A 17,818-nucleotide genomic window follows, 5' to 3' on the forward strand; every position below is an offset into this window, starting at 1 on the left:
GTCAGGTACACGTTGGCACCATCGCCCAGACGGTTCGGGAAGTTACGGGTAGAGGTAGACAGAACGGTGGACTTCGCAGCCACACGTGCCTGGTTACCCATACACAGTGAACAGCCCGGCATTTCGGTGCGAACACCGGCGGTGCCGTAGATGTTGAAGTAACCTTCTTCCATCAGCTGCGCCTGATCCATCTTGGTCGGTGGGGACATCCACAGACGGGTGTTCAGGGAGCCTTTGTGCTGGTCAAGCAGCTTACCAGCGGCGCGGAAGTGACCGATGTTGGTCATGCAGGAGCCGATGAACACTTCGTCTACCTTGTCGCCAGCCACTTCGGACAGGAACTTGGCATCGTCAGGGTCGTTCGGGCAGCAAACGATCGGCTCTTTGATGTCGGCCAGATCGATTTCGACAACGTGAGAGTACTCAGCGTCTTTGTCTGCACGCATCAGCTTAGGATCAGCCAGCCAGGCTTCCATCTGCTGGGCACGACGCTCCAGGGTGCGTGGGTCGCCGTAACCTTCAGCGATCATCCAGCGCAGCATGGTGATGTTGGAGCGCAGGTACTCTGCTACGGACTCTTCAGACAGGTTGATGGTACAACCAGCAGCAGAGCGCTCGGCAGAGGCGTCTGACAGTTCGAACGCCTGCTCAACAGTCAGGTGCTCCAGACCTTCGATTTCCAAGATGCGACCAGAGAATTCGTTGATCTTGCCTTTCTTCTCAACGGTCAGCATGCCTTGCTTGATGCCGTACAGCGGAATCGCGTGTACCAGATCACGTAGGGTGATACCTGGCTGCATCTTGCCTTTGAAGCGAACCAGAACAGATTCTGGCATGTCCAGAGGCATAACACCTGTGGCCGCAGCAAACGCAACCAGACCAGAACCGGCCGGGAAGGAGATGCCCATCGGGAAACGGGTGTGAGAATCACCACCGGTACCAACGGTGTCAGGCAGCAGCATACGGTTCAACCAGGAGTGGATAATGCCGTCGCCAGGACGCAGGGAAACACCGCCACGGTTGCGGATGAAGTCCGGCATGGTGTGCTGCATTTCAACGTCAACCGGCTTCGGATAAGCGGCGGTGTGACAGAATGACTGCATAACCAGGTCAGCCTGGAAGCCCAAGCAAGCCAGATCTTTGAGTTCGTCACGGGTCATAGGACCAGTAGTGTCCTGAGAGCCCACGGTAGTCATGTGAGGCTCGCAGTAGGTGCCCGGACGAACGCCTTGGCCTTCTTCCAGTCCACAAGCTTTACCAACCATCTTCTGACCCAGGGTGAAGCCCTTGGTGCCAGCTTCAGGATCGTTCGGCAGACGGAACAGGTCGGTTGCGCCCATGCCCAAAGCAGTACGTGCCTTGGCGGTCAAACCACGACCGATGATCAGAGGGATACGGCCGCCAGCCTGAACTTCGTCCAGAATAACGTCAGACTTGAACTCGAACTCGGAGATAACGTCACCGGCTTCGTTCAGAATCTTGCCTTCGTACGGGCGGATTTCGATAACGTCGCCCATGTTCATGTTGTCTACAGGTGCTTCGAATACCAAAGCGCCGGCGTCTTCCATGGTGTTGAAGAAGATCGGAGCAACTTTGTTACCGATACATACACCACCGGCACGCTTGTTCGGCACGCCCGGGATGTCGTCACCGAAGAACCACAGAACAGAGTTAGTGGCAGACTTACGGGAAGAACCGGTACCTACAACATCACCAACGAAGGCAACGGGCAGGCCTTTGGATTTGATTTCATCAATCTGGCTCATTGGGCCAGTTACGCCTTGTTCTTCCGGCTTCAGGCCATCGCGTTCCATTTTGTAGGCAGCGCGGGCGTGCAGCGGGATGTCAGGGCGGGACCATGCATCCGGGGCCGGAGACAGGTCGTCAGTGTTGGTTTCGCCAGTAACCTTGAAAACAACCATCTTGGTGCTTTCAGGAACCTTGTTTTTGTTGGTGAACCACTCAGCGTTGGCCCAGGATTCAACCACAGACTTGGCAACAGCGTTGCCGGCGTCCATTTTTTCTTTAACGTCGTTGAATGCGTCGAACATCAGCAGGGTGTGCTTCAGTTCTTCACCGGCCAGCGCGGCCAGCTCTTCATTGTCCAGCAGGTCAACCAAGGTTTCGATGTTGTAACCACCTTGCATCATACCCAGCAGCTGAACGGCTTTTTTGTTATCGATCAGCGGAGAGGCCGCTTCACCTTTAACAATAGCGGTCAGGAACGCAGCTTTAACGTAAGCAGCTTCGTCCACGCCTGGTGGTACACGGTTTTCAAGAAGATCAACCAGAGTTGCTTCTTCACCGGCCGGTGGGTTTTTCAGCAGATCTACCAGAGCAGCAGTCTGTTCGGGGTTCAGCGGCTTTGGTGGGATACCCAGAGCTGCACGTTCGGCAACGTGTTCACGATAAGCTTCTAACACGATATGGACCCTCATCAGTTGGAATTTTCCTCGCCGGTGGCATGCTGCCTGGCGGGTGTTTTTTGGCGAAAAGGCCACAGGAGCCTCTGAATAACGCCTAAATTGGCCGGCGGGGCATTCAGGTTTTATTCAGAGACACCTTGATCCGGCGCTGTATTCTATAGGAAAGCACTTATAAAGTTAAGTTGGACAGAGGTCGGAGCTGTCTGATAGCTGCGGTATACTCCGAGGTTTTTAGAACCTGACCAGATTCAATAATATGACTGATGCCTTGAAGGAAATACACGACTTTCTGCCGTGCCAAACGCCATCTCAGTGGATTGAGGATGCTTTGGCGAACCAGGATTTGTTGCTGATCGACCACGCTCATTGTGAGAAGAAGGCGGCCTCTACCGCATTGAGTCTGATGTATCGGTACGTCGAAAACACCGAACTGCTGAATAAAATGTCTCGTTTGGCCCGAGAAGAGTTGCGACACTTCGAACAGGTGTTAGCCATTATGAAAAAACGGGGTGTGACCTACACTCACCTCACGCCTGCTCGGTACGCGGGTGGCATGAGGGATCTGGTGCGTAAGGACGACCCGGGCCGTCTGGTGGATGTGTTGATTGTGGGTGCGATTATTGAGGCGCGTTCTTGCGAGCGTTTTGCCGCATTGGCACCCCATCTTGATGAGAAATTGGCCGAATTCTACACCGGATTATTGAAATCCGAGGCCCGCCACTATCGGGACTACCTGAAACTGGCCGTCCAGGCCAACGGTGGCTCGGTCGATGAGCGTGTCGCAGAGTTTATGGCGGTAGAAAAAGCTCTGATCGAAGCGCCGGATTCTGAATTCCGTTTTCACAGTGGGCCGATGCCGGGCTGATGCAGTGGCCCGAATCTCACTATAATTGTGAGGTTTGGGCCGCCGGTCAAAGTTGTTTGCACAGCTCCATCCATTGGGCAATACCGGCACTGCGGTATTTTTGCTTGTGCAGGATGAAGTAAAACTGCCGATTAAAAGAACGATGTTCCGGCATGGACAGTGGGACCAAGCTGCCACGCTTGAATGCATCGGCCAGCACGACCCAGGACAAGCAGCCAACGCCAAGATTGGCCTCGACCGCGCGTTTAATAGCTTCAGTGTGTTCCAGTTCCAGCAAAATGTTCAGGTCTGGTAGAAGGCCCTGCATACCACGCTCAAAACTTTGGCGGGTGCCTGATCCTTGCTCCCTCATTATCCATACCGCCTGCCGTAAATCGTCGTCGGTCATCTGCTTTTTATGCGCCAACGGATGATCCGGGGCGCAGAATGCAACCAGTTCATCTTCGCGCCAGGGGATAACCTCAAGTTCGGACGCCTGAAGTTCCCCTTCGATCAACCCAATATCAAGTTCGAAATCCTTCACTCTACGGGCGATGGTGCTCGTATTGGCCACTTCCAGAGAGACTTTCGGCCGGGTAGGGGTGTTCATGTATTGAGCCATGACGCCAACGGCGAGATAGTTCCCAATCGTTAGGGTTGCGCCAACTTTCAGCGCGCCGATTTCAGAGTGTTTGCTGAACGCTTGTTCCAGTTCGGTGGCTTGAGCGAGAAGTGCCTCGGCCTTCGGGCGGTAAAGTCTGCCCAATTCATTGAGCTGCAAACGTTTGCCAACTCGGTCGAAGAGCTGGATGTCGAACTGGCTTTCCAGTTCTTTTAGCGCGCTACTGGCCGCGGATTGGGACATCGACAACGACTCCGCTGCGCGGGTGATGTTCTGAAAATGAGCGGCGGCTAGGAAAACTTCCAATTGGCGAAAGCTGTATTTCATGGTTTTGCTACCAAAGTGAAATCTGTTTATCTAAAAAATCGAATAGCATTATGAGAGCATCCCATTTTGTCGATTTCAAGAAAAAGCTTACACTGGGCACATCTTAAATTCTGAATGATTGCTACCTTGCGAGGGCGCCATGAGTAAGTTGATGAAAGAAACGGTGACCAGTGTTCATCACTGGAATGATACTTTGTTCAGCTTCAAGACAAGCCGGGACCCCGGATTCCGTTTCAAGAACGGGCACTTTGTTATGATCGGGCTGGAAGCTGAAGGTAAGCCGCTAATGCGTGCATACAGTATCGCCAGTGCCAACTACGAAGAAGAGTTGGAGTTTTTCTCGATCAAAGTTCCCGATGGCCCGCTGACCTCTCGCCTGCAGAAGATCAACGTAGGTGATGAAATTCTGGTTAGCCGTAAACCCACCGGTACTTTGATTCTGGATAACCTGCTACCCGGCCGGAATTTGTGGCTGATTAGCACCGGCACCGGTCTGGCTCCGTTCATGAGCATCATCAAGGACCCTGAAGTCTATGAGGCTTATGACCGGGTCATTCTGACCCACGGTGTGCGTTATGTATCGGAGCTGGCATACCAGAGTGACATTGAAGGGTTGCCGGATAATGAATTCTTCGGTGAGATGGTCGAGGGTAAGCTGTTGTATTACCCGACGGTGACTCGTGAGGCATTCCGGAATCAGGGGCGGCTCACTGATGCGATGGAAAGTGGAAAGATCACCCGTGATCTGGGTCTCCCGGAGTTCGATATCGAACAGGATCGTTTCATGATCTGTGGCAGCCCAAGCATGCTCAAGGATACGTGTGCGATTCTCGATAATAAGGGCTTTAAAGAAGCGCGCGGCGGCGACCTTGGTCACTACGTCATCGAGCGAGCCTTCGTAGAGCAGTAACAACGGCCTGGCTAATCATTAGTGCTGAAAAAAGCCTCCTCGGCGTGCGTCGGGGAGGCTTTTTTCGTCTCGGCCCCTCCAACGGACGTGTTCCTTTACCATGTGTTAATGGCTGTTTGGCCTCAGTTGCTGAGTGTCTATACTCACTGGTGATCTGGCAAAAGGAGGTATAACAATGGGGGTCACAGAGTGGTTTGGCGCTAATGCGCAATGGATCTCAGCGGCCACCAGTATCGGCACGATGATGATATGGATTTTTTACGCACAGCTTTTGTATAGCAGCTACGCTCGGCAAACCCGGGCACGAGTCTTGATTAATCGCGCGGTGGGCGACGAGGGTCTGGATTCACCTTGCCTAGTATGCAATATGAGCAGCGAAGCCGTTTACGTCTATTTCGTGATGGTGCACGTGGAAACCACAGACGGAGAGTTTTTTGTTCCGGCGACCGACTGCGGGCAAGTTTCGGCAGAACGCAATCAGGCCGATCTGAAAGCCCGAACTCATCAGGGGCCGCTGGAATCTGGATCTTGTCGGGAGTTGTTTTCGTTCAAGGCCACGCTGGAACGTGCTGCGCAGTTGGCTGGCGCTCCGATTAAAGATGGGCGACCGACAGACCCGAACGTTGAGCTAAAGGCTATGGAGTACCATGTCATCTGCATCTATGGTTCCGACAAGCGTCCGTTCGGCGCCATTCGGCGGTTTGAGATAGCCAAGGATGCCGCTGGCCACGACAGTTTGGTGGCTACCACGACGGATACTCAGAAGCGCTCATCGCTCCGGTATCAAAAACAGATCTCTCGTTGGCTTCAGGAGCATGGCTGATAAGCCCGAGGGTTCATTGCAACCAGTTACGCAACCGAGTGGCCAACAGCTCTGCGTCCGACATCTCAGAACGTTGCTTAAGAAGCGTAGAAAGAATGCCCGGCTGATCGGTGATAATGTTGTCGACCCCCATGTCGATAAAGCGTGTCATCTCTTCGGGCGTGTTGACGGTCCACACGAACAGTTCGTTGCCTGCCTCGTGAGCGCGAGCAACCATTGCAGCGCTGGCGCGGTTGGAGCGTATGCCGAGAATGTCATAGCGGTCCTGCCACAGAGGGCCGACCACGAATTGAGCCAGCAGAGCCGTCCGCAGTTTGGGTTCCTCAGTTTTCGCCATTTCTAGAATAGGCCAGTCTGCCGCAGCAATAACCGTCCCAGCTACGGCATTTTTCTCTTGCAGTACTTTGACTACGGCGCTAACGAGCGCCTGCTCATTCCGATTGGGTTTAAGGTCAACCAGCAGGTTTGCTTTGCCTCGGGTTGCTTCGATGGCGTCAGCCAGAGAAGCAATTCGTTCGTCGGCATACTTTGTGCTGAACCAAGAACCCGCATCAAGCTCGCGTAATTGCTGAAAAGGCAGGTCGTTAATTCGTTGAGGCAGCCCGAAGATGCGCAGCATATCGGTGTCATGCCAGAGTACGGGTACGCCATCGGCCGTCAGCTGAACGTCAATCTCGATGTAATCGGAGCCCTCTTTGATCGCTTGTTGAATGGCGCTGACGGTATTTTCCGGAGCCACCGATGGGCTACCCCGGTGGGCTGTAATTTCGACATCAGCGCTGTGATTCAGGGAGCTGATGACAGGGTAACTCTGGGCTAACACCACCACCACGACAATCGCTTCCAACGCCCAGGCTCTGCGCATCAGGCGTGTGGCGTGCTTGGGTGCCTGGTTTGGGGGCTTGCTCGGTGCATGGTTGGTCAGCTCTTCGTAATAGGCCGCCACCAGTGTTCCGAATGCGGAGGTGGCCAGAAATGTAAGAGCCAGTCCGATCAGCACATAGCTGCCCACGAGGGCGAAAACCGCGGGCAGCAAAAAAGTCATGGTGTCAGGTAGGAGTTGAAGCACACCGGCGGCTACTACATTGAATAGGGCGGTGATCAGAGGCGGTGCGGCAAGAATGAGTACGGCACCCAGAGCCAGTGCCGTCGCGGCGTGCCCGGAACGTTTGCGGGTGAGGTAATAGCTGGAGCGCAGTGCGGCCAGTGGCCCGACTTGGGTCAGCGTAAATCTGGGAATAGCGAGACTCCAGCGTACAAGGAGGGTGCCATTGGCGACAACCAATCCGGCGACCATGGTCAGGCAGAACGCTCCGTACCACCAGAGCACTGGAGGACGTTCAAGATTCAACAGGTATGGATCGTAATGATGGAGTAGGAGTTTCGAAGCGCCAGTAATGGCGGCCAGAAAGGGCAGTGCAGCCAGCAAATGTGCGATGGTCAGCAGCAAGGCAAGGGTGGTCAATCCGCTCAGGCGGCGGGCAACACCAAGCAGGGCGCGCGCATTGGTTCGCACGGGTTGGCCACTTGGTTGGGACACGATCAGAGTGATGCCAGCTTGCTGGTACACGAGAATGGCGATGGTGATAAGCGCCGTGAAGCTTGCCCACAATAGACCTCCCGGCGACGTCAAAAACCGGATCAAGCCCGACGTTGTGATTGCTGCTTCACCGGTCAGCGGGCGCATGGCTGCTAGTGCCGCGGCAATCAGAGGAGGCAGCAGTGCCACCGACAGCCCCATGATGGTCAGATGCAGCGCCAATAGTGCGCGCCTGTGCTGGCGCAATAGCGCCAGTGTTCGAGAGGATAGCTTGAGCATGTCAGTTATCAGGCGCGGCCAATTGGTTGGCGTTTTCGATCAGCGCCAGCCGCTCTTCAAGTGTTAGAAAGGGCTCTTCGTCCGTTTCGGCCAAGGTGCCAAAAATTCGATCTGGATTGAATGCCCAAGTCGCGCAGCGTGTCATGAGCTCTGTGCAGGCCAGTAACTTGCCCTGATTACGGAGAAAATATTTCATCCCGGTATAGGTGTCAGCCAACAGAATGTCGCGGGCCGGCTCCGAGTCCATCGCCAACAGGCTGGTGCCAATCATGCCGCCGGCAGTAGAGCCGTGACCGCTGGCATCCAGAATGGAAATGGCGACGTCCAGTTGTGATATCAACGAGGTATCTGGCGCGTAGTATGAAAGGCTGTCCTGAGCAGCGGGCTTCACCGCAAGCATGCCAACGTTATTATTCAGGGGAAGCGTTTCATGGTCTTCACGAATAAAACCGCCGGACTCGTCGGAAGTGACGATCACCATGGTGTTGTCCAGGATGCCTTCCTGTTCAAGTTGGCGCAGAAAGTTGCCTAGGGTCGTGGCCATAACCTGCATCGCGTTTTTTCGAGCGGTTTGCGGTGACGGGATCGGGAGAACGGTTTCATGGTTGCTCTCGGCTTGTTGCGAGGCTAGCCGTCGCTCGTACTTATCGCCGATGTTGAACGGGTGGTGTGTTCCAACGTTAAGAGTGGTCACGAACCACGGTTTTTGTTGGCGGTTAAGCGCCCGGAGTCTCGTCGCAATGTTGGTAAAGAAAACTGGGTCAGGAGGCCCCCAGCCTTCAGCTTCGTTCGTTCCGGTAAACACTTCGGCTCCGGTGACGTCCATGTACCCGGCCTGCGGCATGAACTGATCTTTGTTCATGTAGGCAATGGGCGCCGCCTGCCAGTAGGCAGTGTGATAGCCCTGTACTGTTAGTTTTTCAGGGAGGCAGTCTGGTGTCGCATGCTCGCTGGCAACCAGACTGACTTTTTCGGAGGAGCGTCTCAAATCCGGGTATCGGCCGCAGGTTAGGGTAAATGTTCCGCGATCGGTTTGCCGCTCCATGCTCAGGACATTCTTGTAAATGCGGAACCCGAGATCGTTAAAGGTCTGTTCCAAGTCTTCCAGTGATACCACCGGCGAAAGCCCGTGATAGTCTCTGACCGATGGCAGGTATCCGCCTGACAGGCCTTCAATCATGATCAGGAGTATGTTCGGCTGTGGTGAAATGTTTCGAGCGCTTACCTGTTGGTGAAAAAAATGGGTGCGGTTCTTTAAGGCCCGACTAAGCTCGACCTTGTCGTTACCAATGGCGGTGCCGACAGGGTTGATCAGTGCGCCCGGAATCTGGGCCAGAGTGCTGGCCACCAGATTGTTGGCCGGGGTGGTCAGGCTTGGGAAGGACAGGGTGTAGACGATCAGTGTGGCAGCCGCCGCACCTGCGAATGGCAGAGCCCGAGGCCGAGAGACCGGAATCCAGCGACGATGCAGCCAGTGTAATAGCCAGGCCATTGCCAAGTAAGCCGGCAAGGTAACCAGGTAACCATTTAACAGGCTGCCCATGATGAACGTGCTGTCCATGCTTTTGCCGGCGAATGCCAGTTGGAACAGCGTTCCGTGGGCCGTCAGATGCATGCCAGCAACGTAAAGGGCGCAACCAAGAGCAATGACGATCAGCCCTCGCAAGATACCGCGGCTTCCTTGCAGCATCAGTGTCAGTAAAACCGCGCCTGCAATATCGCCGCCCAGCGTGCCCGGCATACTGGGAATAACGCCACTTTGCAGGATCAGTAAGCCGCGGATCGACATGAGCCAGCCAAAAGACAGCAAGAATGTTCGTGTTAGGGCGTGGTCGGTCAGTTGGCGCAGTTTCGTCATATGTAATGTCTGTTTGAAGGAGTCATCGTTACAGTATGGGTGTCAGGTAAAATGCTTCAACCGTACATGGCGAGTTAAAAGCGGTATAGCAGGGGCTTGGTTATGTTTTCATCTGCATGTTTTAAAAGAATTTAATTGGGTTTTCTTGGGAGTGTAAATTTGCGTGTTTGAAAAAAATGTCCATATCGTAATCGGCCGTTGCGCGCGTTTGATCCCTCTTCTGTCGATGCTTCTGTTGGCGTTGCCGACCCAGGCCGGACATGCGGTGGAGGGAGATGGGCTGGGCTTAAGTCCGGCCGAATTGGCGTGGGTCGGAGATAGAATATTTCAGAACGAGTGTGCGGGTCGTCGGGAATGTCTGGTGCACTGGAATGTGGGTGAAGATTTTCCTTCGCTGGGCATTGGTCATTTCATTTGGTACCCCGAGGGTGTGAGCGGCCGATTCACTGAGAGTTTTCCGGCTTTGCTGGCGTTCATGAGGGTGCAAGGCGCGGATATTCCGGATTGGGTGTCTGAAGCCAAAGGTGCGCCCTGGCCGGACCGGAACCGTTTTAATCAAGCGGCATCTCAGTCTGACCGAGTGCAAGCCCTGAGGACATTTCTATACGAAACCCGCGGCTTGCAAGTACGGTATATACAGCAACGAGCGAGTGCGTCTCTGGCGAAGGTGGTAGCCGCGGCTCCGGATGAGAAAAAGACGTTGGTTCGGCAGAAGCTAAGTGCGCTCATGCAGACCCCCGGTGGCGTTTACGCGGTGATGGATTATGTCAATTTCAAGGGTGAGGGGGTGTCTGAAACCGAGCGGTATCAGGGGCTGGGTTGGGGGTTGCTGCAGGTTTTACTCGCAATGCCGGAGCAGCCTGCTAGTCCGCTGGTGGAGTTTCGGGACGCTGCAGCTACGGTGCTAACGCGCCGTGCACAGAATGCCGCCAACTCTATCGAGCGGGAGCGCTGGCTGCCGGGTTGGCTCAAGCGTTTGCAAACTTACAATGAACCTGGGCATACAAAGGCTGCTCAGAAAGGATCGTCCTGAGAGCGTGGTTCGGGTTTTTCCCTCGATGAAGTCTCCGAAAGCGAGTGAATGCGGATATCTCGTTGCGGGAACGGGATGGTAATTCCTGCGTCTGCCAGCGTTCGCGTGATAGCAGAATGCAGTTCGTGGTAAAGCGGCATCATATCCGGCAAATCTTTTACAAAAACCCACACTTCGAAGTTTATGCTGCTCTCGCCGAGCCCGACACAGAAAACGGCTGGCGCCGGGTCGTCCACAACCCGTTCGTTGCTCAGGGCGACGTCCGACAGCAATTTTTGAACATGGTCGACATCGGAGCCGTAGGCGACACCCACGCGGATGATGAGGCGAACGGTGGCATCTGACAGCGTCCAGTTGGTCAGGTCTTGTGTCACGAAGGTTTTATTCGGAATGATCTGCTCTTTGCGATCCCAGTCGACCAGGGTGGTGGCGCGAATTCGGATTCGCGAAACTTTGCCGGTGATGCCGCCAATGGTCACGGTATCGCCCACCCGTATCGGACGCTCGAACAGCAGAATGATGCCAGACACAAAGTTAGCTACGATTTCCTGCAAGCCAAAGCCTAACCCAACCCCAAGAGCGGCTATTAACCATTGTAGCTTTGACCATTGCACGCCGATCACGCCCAGGCAGACCACCACTCCAAAGAAAACAAGAAGGTAGGTGGTGATTGTGGTGATGGCATAGCCAGAGCCCGGTTGCAGGTCCAGCCGGCTTAGCAGGGTGACCTCCAGAGTGCCGGGAAGGTTTCTGACTGCCATGACCGTGCCGGCCGCAACCAATAGTGAGAGCAGGGCGTCGGCGAGTGTTATAGGCAGTGGGTCGCCTCCTTGAAGGTCCGTTGCGATGGTCCAGAGCGTAATGTCATCAAAGAGCTGCAGAGCTGGAATGACGTCAGTCCAGAGAAGGAGTAAGCCGGCTAATGCCAGCGTGGAAATGATGATGCGGAGCAAAGAGGAGCTTTGTTCACTGATGTCTTTCAGATTCATTTCCGGCATTTCAGGGCTAATGAGGGCTCCTTCGCCAGATGCGTCGGAGGCTTCTCTTGCCTCGGCCAGTTTGCGCTCCGCTGCTCGTTGTTCGACTAACCGTTTGATCGTGAGGCGGCGCTCCCGCACTGAAAGAGCCCTCAAGCCGGTAAAGTAGAGCAATGAGGCAAAGGCCAGCCAGCAAATCGAAATAAACAGGTTCCGTTCGAGTTGCAGGGCGGTGTAGTGGTAACCAATCGTTGATGCGATAGCCAGCAAAATAGGGGTAGCAACAGCGATCGCGTGCAAAAGAAAGAAGAAACAGTTTCGAGGTTTCTCGCTGCGCACAGCCGTCATGATGCGTTGGGCAAAGACCGCGAGTGCGATAGAGACAACAATGAACAGTAACCGGCCCAGACTGTCATCGAATTTGGCTCCGTCTGGAGTCGAACTGATGGCTGTTGTGATGATGGTGACAGGTATTGCGAAAGTCATTAACAAGAGCAGCTCTCGCCGGATAGTCTCCAAGGACTCGGGGTTCCAGTGAAAGTGTTTTCCGCCCAAGCCTTCTTTTGTTGAGACGCCACGGATGAATGCCAATAAAAACATGATGAAGGCGGCTGCAGTAAAACCTTTGGAGAGTGCTTCGAAAAAGGCATTACCTTCCATCAGAAACAACGCCGCCAGCGAAAAAATCAGAACACCCGGTAACGCGAGCAGAACGCTGTTCACCAGAGCGAGTAACGTGAACGCCGTGCGATCCATTCCCACATGGCCGATATACCGATGGTTGGCGTGAAGATTGTCCCGGATTTTCCGGCGTTTGATCAGCAGTACGATGAGTAGGGCGGCAACCAGAGCAATGCGGCCGCCTCGCTCACTGGCAGAGCTGGTTACTGCATCCTGGAGTGCATCGAAGCGGAGCTGAGATGCCAGCCAGCGGGTTGATTCAACCAGCTGTGCAATGGTGTTTGTATTAATGATCTCTGCACTGGGGAGCCAGAACAAGCGCTGTTGTAATAACGCTTGATATTGCTGTACCTGTTCCTGGAGGGCGGTAACGGTATTGAAATACTCGTTGAGCACGTTGATGTGTTCAGTGACGGCCTTGTGCAATTCGCGCAACAGATTGGAACGGAAGCTGCGCAGTTGGCTGCGGGCGTCTTCGCCGGGATCTGTGATGGCTTCAAACTCTTCCAGTCGCAGTTGTTCTTCACGTGCGTTGGCCAGTTTTTCTTCGATGCCGCTGATGAAATCGCTGGCGACGCTTTGCTCCTGAAGTCTTTCGAGGCGTTGCTTTAGCAGTTCTGCATAATCAGCGGTCAGATTAAGGCCTGCGTTTTCTAACCGCAGTTCAAAACTTTGGTACTCACCCTGTAAGCGCGACAGGATCGATTCGGCATAATTTAAGCGTTCTCGGCTCTCCGTCAGAGCGGCTCGCCGTTGCTGGAGTGATTTTTGAAGTGTTTGAATTTGTTCTCGGATATCCGCGTTAACGGATTCCGGAAGCTTGGTTTGGGGCGGTGCATTCGTGCTTTGTAGCAGTTCAGGTTGAACGGCTGGAAGAGCCTCCTCCGGGGTGTCGGCGTCCGGTTTTGACTCCGTCTGTGCCGATGCCGTTCCGATTGCAAAGCAGAATATGAGCAACCCAATTAACCGTGTGATCGAAATTATCCGGGGTAACGGGGGCTCTCTCATAGTTCTGCTCACAATGGATAGAGGTTACGCGCTATCGAGCGGGGTTTTCTTGAGCTCGAGCGGCGTGTCGGGCCGGGCGACAAGCCACCAAACGTTTTCGTCCCAGTCACCGAGCACAATGCGGCGGGCAGGGCTTTCGTTGGCTTCCAGCTCGTGGATGGCCGGGCGGTGAGTGTGTCCGTGGATCATCAGTTGGACGTGATGGCGTTCCAATTCGTTCACCACTTCCTCAAGATTTACATCCATGATGGATTCTGCCTTGCCCTGATTCTTCGCCATGGAAATCTCCCGCAGTTGCCGGGCCATCAGTTGGCGATCTTTCAGCGGGCGTGCCAGCAACATTTCCACGGTCTTTGGGTTGCGCATGTTGGCGCGAAATTTCTGGTACTCCACGTCATCCGTGCACAGGCTGTCGCCATGCATCAGCAAGGTGGGTGTGCCGTACAGGTCGATCACAGTCGGATCATCCAGCAGGGTTGCGCCGGCCCGTTCGCAGAAATCTTCACCAATGAGGAAATCTCGATTGCCGTGCATCAGGAAGATGTCTGTGCCCGAGTCCCTGACATCTCTTAAGGCTGCAGCTACCTGTTCCTGAAGAAGTGTACGTTCATCGTCTCCAATCCAGGCTTCGAAGAAGTCGCCGAGAATATAGAGGCGCTCAACGCCCATGGCTTCATTTTTGAGGAAGCTTAGAAAAGCGCCCGTGATGTCCGGACGCGATTCCTCCAGGTGTAAATCCGAGATGAACAGTGTGCTCACGCGGCCTCCACGACCTCAGCTTTGATGATCACAATGTCTTCAGCGGGAACGTCCTGATGGCCGGAACGCAGGGTGGTGCGGGTGGCGCGCATCTTGTTCACGGTTTCCATGCCTTCAGCAACTTTGCCGAATACACAGTAGCCCCAGCCTTCAGCGTTCTTGCCTGTGTGGTCCAGGAAGCCGTTGTTCTCAACATTAATGAAGAACTGAGCGGTTGCGGAATGAGGGTCCATAGTGCGAGCCATGGCGATGGTGCCTATCATGTTGCTCAGGCCGTTGTCCGCTTCGTTCTGGATGGGATCGCGGGTTTGGCGCGGGGTCATGCCGGGTTCGAATCCGCCACCCTGAACCATAAAGTTGCTGATAACGCGATGAAAAATAAGGCCATCGTAAAAACCGTCGTGAACGTACTGTTCGAAGTTTTTGGCCGTTTCCGGAGCATTTTCGTAATCGAGTTCCAGTTTGATGTCACCGAGATTGGTTTGCAGCAGAATCATCAGGGGGTTCCTGTCATTGAGTGTGAAAGTGATCAAATGGGACATTGTACTGAAGAGTTTCGTCCTGTGCATGAGTACTGCAAGGATTTGTGAGTATAATAGGCGGTTTAATGGAGCCTCTGAATAGCTCCCATAATTCATCCCTGTTGACAGAGATTGTATGAGCGCCGAGTCGAAGAAAGCCCACAACTTTATTCAGAGCCTGATCGAAGATGCCGTCGCCAAGGGCGAGCACACCGGCAAAGTCGTTACCCGGTTTCCGCCTGAGCCCAATGGCTATCTGCATGTTGGTCATGCCAAATCTATCTGCCTGAACTTCGGCATTGCTGAGACGTTTGATGGCGAATGCAACCTCCGCTTCGATGATACCAACCCAGAGAAGGAAAGCCTGGAATACATCAACGCCATCAAGCGCGATGTGGAATGGCTAGGTTTCGAATGGGCTGATGAAATACGTTTCGCCTCGGATTACTTCGACCAGCTTTATGCCTTCGCTGAGGAGTTGATCGAGAAGGGTAAGGCCTATGTCTGCGCGCTCACGGCCGATGAGATGGCCGAATATCGTGGCTCTCTGAAAGAGCCCGGTAAGAACAGTCCTTACCGTGATCGTCCGATTGAAGAAAGTCTGCAATTGTTCCGCGACATGCGTGATGGCAAGTTCCAGAACGGTGAGCTGGTGTTGCGTGCCAAGATCGATATGGCGTCCCCGAACATCAATCTGCGTGACCCGATTCTGTATCGCGTTCGTTATGCCGATCACCATCAGACCGGTGACAAGTGGTGCATCTACCCGATGTACGATTTCACGCACCCGATTTCGGATGCGTTGGAAGGCATTACGCATTCACTGTGTACCCTTGAGTTCGAGGATCACCGTCCGCTTTATGACTGGGTGTTGGATAACATCTCTATTACTTGTCATCCGCGTCAGATTGAGTTCGCCCGGCTGAACCTGAATTACACGGTCACCAGTAAGCGTAAGCTCAAGCGGTTGGTTGACGATGACGTGGTCGATGGCTGGGACGATCCCCGCATGCCGACTATTTCCGGTATGCGCCGCCGTGGTTTTACGCCAGAGTCCATTCGCACCTTCTGTGACATGATCGGTGTGAATAAAGCTGGCGGAACCGTCGATGTGGGTATGCTTGAGCACGCGATCCGCGAAGATTTGAACACCCGTGCGCCCAGAGCTATGTGTGTGATGCGCCCCATCAAAGTGACGCTGATCAACTATCCGGAAGGGCAGGCTGAAACCCTGACGTTGCCTGTGCATCCGCAGAATCCGGACATGGGCGAACGCGAAGTAACCTGGAGTCAGATTCTGTATATCGATCGTGAAGACTTCGCGCTTGAACCTCCGCGCAAGTGGAAGCGTTTGGCGCCGGATCAGGCGGTACGTCTGCGCGGCGGTTATGTGATGACTTGTAAAGAAGTGATTCGCGACGACAGCGGAGACATTGTCGAGCTCAAGTGTGAATACGATCCAAAGACCTTGGGTGTCAATCCTGAGGGCTACAAGCCGAATGGTGTTATTCACTGGGTGTCGGCTGCGGACAGCGTTGAAGTGCGTATCAATCAGTACGATCGCCTGTTCAATCACGAGGCGCCTGATAGCGATAAAGACGGCGACATGATGGACCACGTCAATCCGGATTCCCTGGTGGTTCTCGACGGTGCACGCGTTGAGAAGAGTCTGGCTTCACCCCGTAGCGATTTGCCTTATCAGTTTGAGCGTGAAGGCTACTTTTTCTGCGATCAGGAACTGACGGAAAGCACCGGGAAGCCTGTTTTCAACCGTACCGTGACCTTGAGGGATTCCTGGGGCAAGGGAGGTAAGTAATGCGTATCTACAACACGCTCACGCAGAAAAAGGAAGAGTTTCAGCCCATCGATCCGGGTAAGGTGCGCATGTACGTATGCGGCATGACTGTTTACGACTATTGCCATCTGGGGCATGGGCGTGTGCTGGTTGCTTTCGATGTGATCAGTCGATATCTGCGCCATCGCGGCTATGACGTGCACTACGTTCGCAATGTCACGGACATCGACGACAAGATTCTACGTCGCGCTGAAGAAAACGGTGAGGTGTATACCGCTCTGACCGAACGCATGATTGATGCCATGCACGAAGACGAAGCGCGTTTGGGTGTGCAGTCCCCGAATGAAGAGCCACGGGCAACGGCCTTTATCGGCGAAATCATCTCAATGATTGACACGCTGATCGAGGGCGGTCATGCCTACGCAGCCGACAATGGGGATGTGTATTTCTCGGTGGAGTCTTTCCCGGATTACGGCAAGCTCAGCAAGAAAAAACTCGAAGATCTGGTGGCCGGTGCGCGAGTGGGCGTTCAGGAAGCCAAGCGTAGTCCGGCAGATTTTGCGTTGTGGAAGGCGGCCAAGGTGGGCGAGGTGAGTTGGCCTTCACCGTGGGGGGATGGGCGTCCCGGTTGGCACATTGAGTGTTCTGCAATGTCCACCAAGTGTCTTGGTGGCACCTTCGATATTCATGGTGGCGGGCCAGATTTGCTCTTCCCGCACCATGAGAACGAAATTGCCCAGTCTGAATGTGCGACGGGGCATAAGTTCGTTCATACCTGGATGCACGCCGGTGCCATTCGTGTGAACAAAGAGAAGATGTCCAAGTCTTTGGGTAACTTCTTTACCATTCGCGAGATTCTGGAAACCTATCCGGCGGAAGTTGTTCGCTATTTTCTGGTGTCCAGCCATTACCGCAGCCAGGTGGATTACTCGGAAGAGAGTCTGGCAGAAGCCAGCCGCACGTTGACCAAGCTCTATCATGCCTTGCGCGGCATTGCGCCGGCTTCGAGCGATAATGTTTCGGAAACCGAGCATGACCGGCGATTTGCGGAAGTGATGGATGATGATTTCAATACGGCCGGCGCAATTGCTGTTCTGCATGCTGTGGCGAATGACATCAATCACCATCGCCGTGAAGGTGATGCAGAACAAGCAGCGAGCAGTGCTGCCGTTCTCGTCCGCTTGGGTGGTGTGTTGGGTCTGTTGCAGCAAGACCCGGAAGCCTTCTTTCAGGCAGATACGGGTGGCGAGTTGAGTGCGGATGATATTCAATCCTTGATTCAGGCTCGCGCCGATGCCCGTAAAGAGAAGAACTTTGCGGAAAGTGATCGCATTCGAGATGAGTTGCTTGAGCAAGGCATCGTCCTGGATGACAGTCGCGAAGGCACCACTTGGCGTCGCGCTTGATGCTTTGAA

The 17,818-nt window shown here is 54.2% G+C and carries 13 protein-coding genes; 6 read left to right on the forward strand and 7 right to left on the reverse strand.

Translation table 11 applies throughout. The features are described 5' to 3' along the window. Positions 1 to 2,423: bifunctional aconitate hydratase 2/2-methylisocitrate dehydratase (gene acnB / locus VOI14_RS03340; protein ID WP_323750850.1), on the reverse strand; the 2,423-nt coding region annotated here is incomplete at its 3' end. A 259-nt stretch (positions 2,424 to 2,682) separates the two neighbouring features. On the opposite strand from acnB, the gene VOI14_RS03345 reads away from it, so the two are divergent. Further along, positions 2,683 to 3,291 carry a tRNA-(ms[2]io[6]A)-hydroxylase gene (locus VOI14_RS03345; protein ID WP_323750620.1) on the forward strand — a complete coding sequence of 203 codons (609 nt, stop codon included), beginning with the start codon at positions 2,683 to 2,685 and terminating at the stop codon, positions 3,289 to 3,291. A gap of 46 nt (positions 3,292 to 3,337) precedes the next feature. Here VOI14_RS03345 and VOI14_RS03350 read toward each other — a convergent pair whose 3' ends face one another. Beyond that, positions 3,338 to 4,219: a LysR family transcriptional regulator gene (locus tag VOI14_RS03350; RefSeq protein ID WP_323750621.1), complete on the reverse strand. Its 882-nt coding sequence runs from the start codon at positions 4,217 to 4,219 to the stop codon at positions 3,338 to 3,340. 139 nt (positions 4,220 to 4,358) lie between these two features. Between VOI14_RS03350 and VOI14_RS03355 the strand changes: the two genes are divergently transcribed. Together VOI14_RS03355 and VOI14_RS03360 are read left to right on the forward strand one after the other, a co-directional pair. Beyond that, a complete protein-coding gene (locus VOI14_RS03355; protein WP_323750622.1) occupies positions 4,359 to 5,129 on the forward strand; it encodes a ferredoxin--NADP reductase in 771 nt (256 codons plus the stop codon). A gap of 175 nt (positions 5,130 to 5,304) precedes the next feature. After that, positions 5,305 to 5,952 carry a hypothetical protein gene (locus tag VOI14_RS03360; protein ID WP_323750623.1) on the forward strand — a complete coding sequence of 216 codons (648 nt, stop codon included), beginning with the start codon at positions 5,305 to 5,307 and terminating at the stop codon, positions 5,950 to 5,952. Between the two features lie 13 nt (positions 5,953 to 5,965). On the opposite strand, the gene VOI14_RS03365 is transcribed toward VOI14_RS03360, so the two are convergent. After that, positions 5,966 to 7,771: a glycerophosphodiester phosphodiesterase family protein gene (locus VOI14_RS03365; RefSeq protein WP_323750624.1), complete on the reverse strand. Its 1,806-nt coding sequence runs from the start codon at positions 7,769 to 7,771 to the stop codon at positions 5,966 to 5,968. A 1-nt stretch (position 7,772) separates the two neighbouring features. After that, on the reverse strand, positions 7,773 to 9,629 hold the full coding sequence (locus VOI14_RS03370; RefSeq protein ID WP_323750625.1) for an LTA synthase family protein: 1,857 nt from the start codon (positions 9,627 to 9,629) through the stop codon (positions 7,773 to 7,775). 163 nt (positions 9,630 to 9,792) lie between these two features. Here VOI14_RS03370 and VOI14_RS03375 point away from each other — a divergent pair, with 163 nt between their 5' ends. After that, positions 9,793 to 10,662 carry a hypothetical protein gene (locus VOI14_RS03375; RefSeq protein ID WP_323750626.1) on the forward strand — a complete coding sequence of 290 codons (870 nt, stop codon included), beginning with the start codon at positions 9,793 to 9,795 and terminating at the stop codon, positions 10,660 to 10,662. Here the strand turns inward: VOI14_RS03375 and VOI14_RS03380 are convergent. The 3 genes from VOI14_RS03380 to VOI14_RS03390 all read right to left on the reverse strand — a co-directional run bounded on the left by VOI14_RS03380 (position 10,644) and on the right by VOI14_RS03390 (position 14,584). Beyond that, positions 10,644 to 13,277 carry a mechanosensitive ion channel domain-containing protein gene (locus VOI14_RS03380; RefSeq protein ID WP_323750627.1) on the reverse strand — a complete coding sequence of 878 codons (2,634 nt, stop codon included), beginning with the start codon at positions 13,275 to 13,277 and terminating at the stop codon, positions 10,644 to 10,646. The genes VOI14_RS03375 and VOI14_RS03380 overlap by 19 nt on opposite strands. A 75-nt stretch (positions 13,278 to 13,352) precedes the next feature. Continuing rightward, entirely contained in the window at positions 13,353 to 14,087 is a 735-nt protein-coding gene (gene lpxH, locus VOI14_RS03385) for a UDP-2,3-diacylglucosamine diphosphatase (RefSeq protein WP_323750628.1), read from the reverse strand. Continuing rightward, positions 14,084 to 14,584, reverse strand: a complete 501-nt coding sequence (locus VOI14_RS03390) for a peptidylprolyl isomerase (RefSeq protein ID WP_323750629.1) — start codon at positions 14,582 to 14,584, stop codon at positions 14,084 to 14,086. The genes lpxH and VOI14_RS03390 overlap by 4 nt, the downstream gene beginning before the upstream one ends. Positions 14,585 to 14,744: 160 nt before the next feature. Between VOI14_RS03390 and VOI14_RS03395 the strand changes: the two genes are divergently transcribed. Both VOI14_RS03395 and cysS read left to right on the forward strand, forming a co-directional pair. Further along, complete coding sequence (locus tag VOI14_RS03395) at positions 14,745 to 16,424, forward strand: glutamine--tRNA ligase/YqeY domain fusion protein (RefSeq protein WP_323750630.1); 1,680 nt, start codon at positions 14,745 to 14,747, stop codon at positions 16,422 to 16,424. After that, complete coding sequence (cysS, locus tag VOI14_RS03400) at positions 16,424 to 17,809, forward strand: cysteine--tRNA ligase (protein ID WP_323750631.1); 1,386 nt, start codon at positions 16,424 to 16,426, stop codon at positions 17,807 to 17,809. The genes VOI14_RS03395 and cysS overlap by 1 nt, the downstream gene beginning before the upstream one ends. Positions 17,810 to 17,818 lie beyond the last annotated feature (9 nt).

It is taken from the genome of Marinobacter sp., from assembly GCF_034669625.1.
Classification (GTDB): domain Bacteria; phylum Pseudomonadota; class Gammaproteobacteria; order Pseudomonadales; family Oleiphilaceae; genus Marinobacter.

Bases quoted from the DNA above. Each gene is read 5' to 3' on its own strand.
- VOI14_RS03360 (WP_323750623.1), top strand. From the start codon at position 5,305: ATGGGGGTCACAGAGTGGTTTGGCGCTAATGCGCAATGGATCTCAGCG.
- VOI14_RS03345 (WP_323750620.1), top strand. From the start codon at position 2,683: ATGACTGATGCCTTGAAGGAAATACACGACTTTCTGCCGTGCCAAACG.
- cysS (WP_323750631.1), top strand. From the start codon at position 16,424: ATGCGTATCTACAACACGCTCACGCAGAAAAAGGAAGAGTTTCAGCCC.
- VOI14_RS03355 (WP_323750622.1), top strand. From the start codon at position 4,359: ATGAGTAAGTTGATGAAAGAAACGGTGACCAGTGTTCATCACTGGAAT.
- VOI14_RS03370 (WP_323750625.1), bottom strand. From the start codon at position 9,629: ATGACGAAACTGCGCCAACTGACCGACCACGCCCTAACACGAACATTC.
- VOI14_RS03395 (WP_323750630.1), top strand. From the start codon at position 14,745: ATGAGCGCCGAGTCGAAGAAAGCCCACAACTTTATTCAGAGCCTGATC.
- VOI14_RS03390 (WP_323750629.1), bottom strand. From the start codon at position 14,584: ATGATTCTGCTGCAAACCAATCTCGGTGACATCAAACTGGAACTCGAT.
- VOI14_RS03365 (WP_323750624.1), bottom strand. From the start codon at position 7,771: ATGCTCAAGCTATCCTCTCGAACACTGGCGCTATTGCGCCAGCACAGG.
- VOI14_RS03350 (WP_323750621.1), bottom strand. From the start codon at position 4,219: ATGAAATACAGCTTTCGCCAATTGGAAGTTTTCCTAGCCGCCGCTCAT.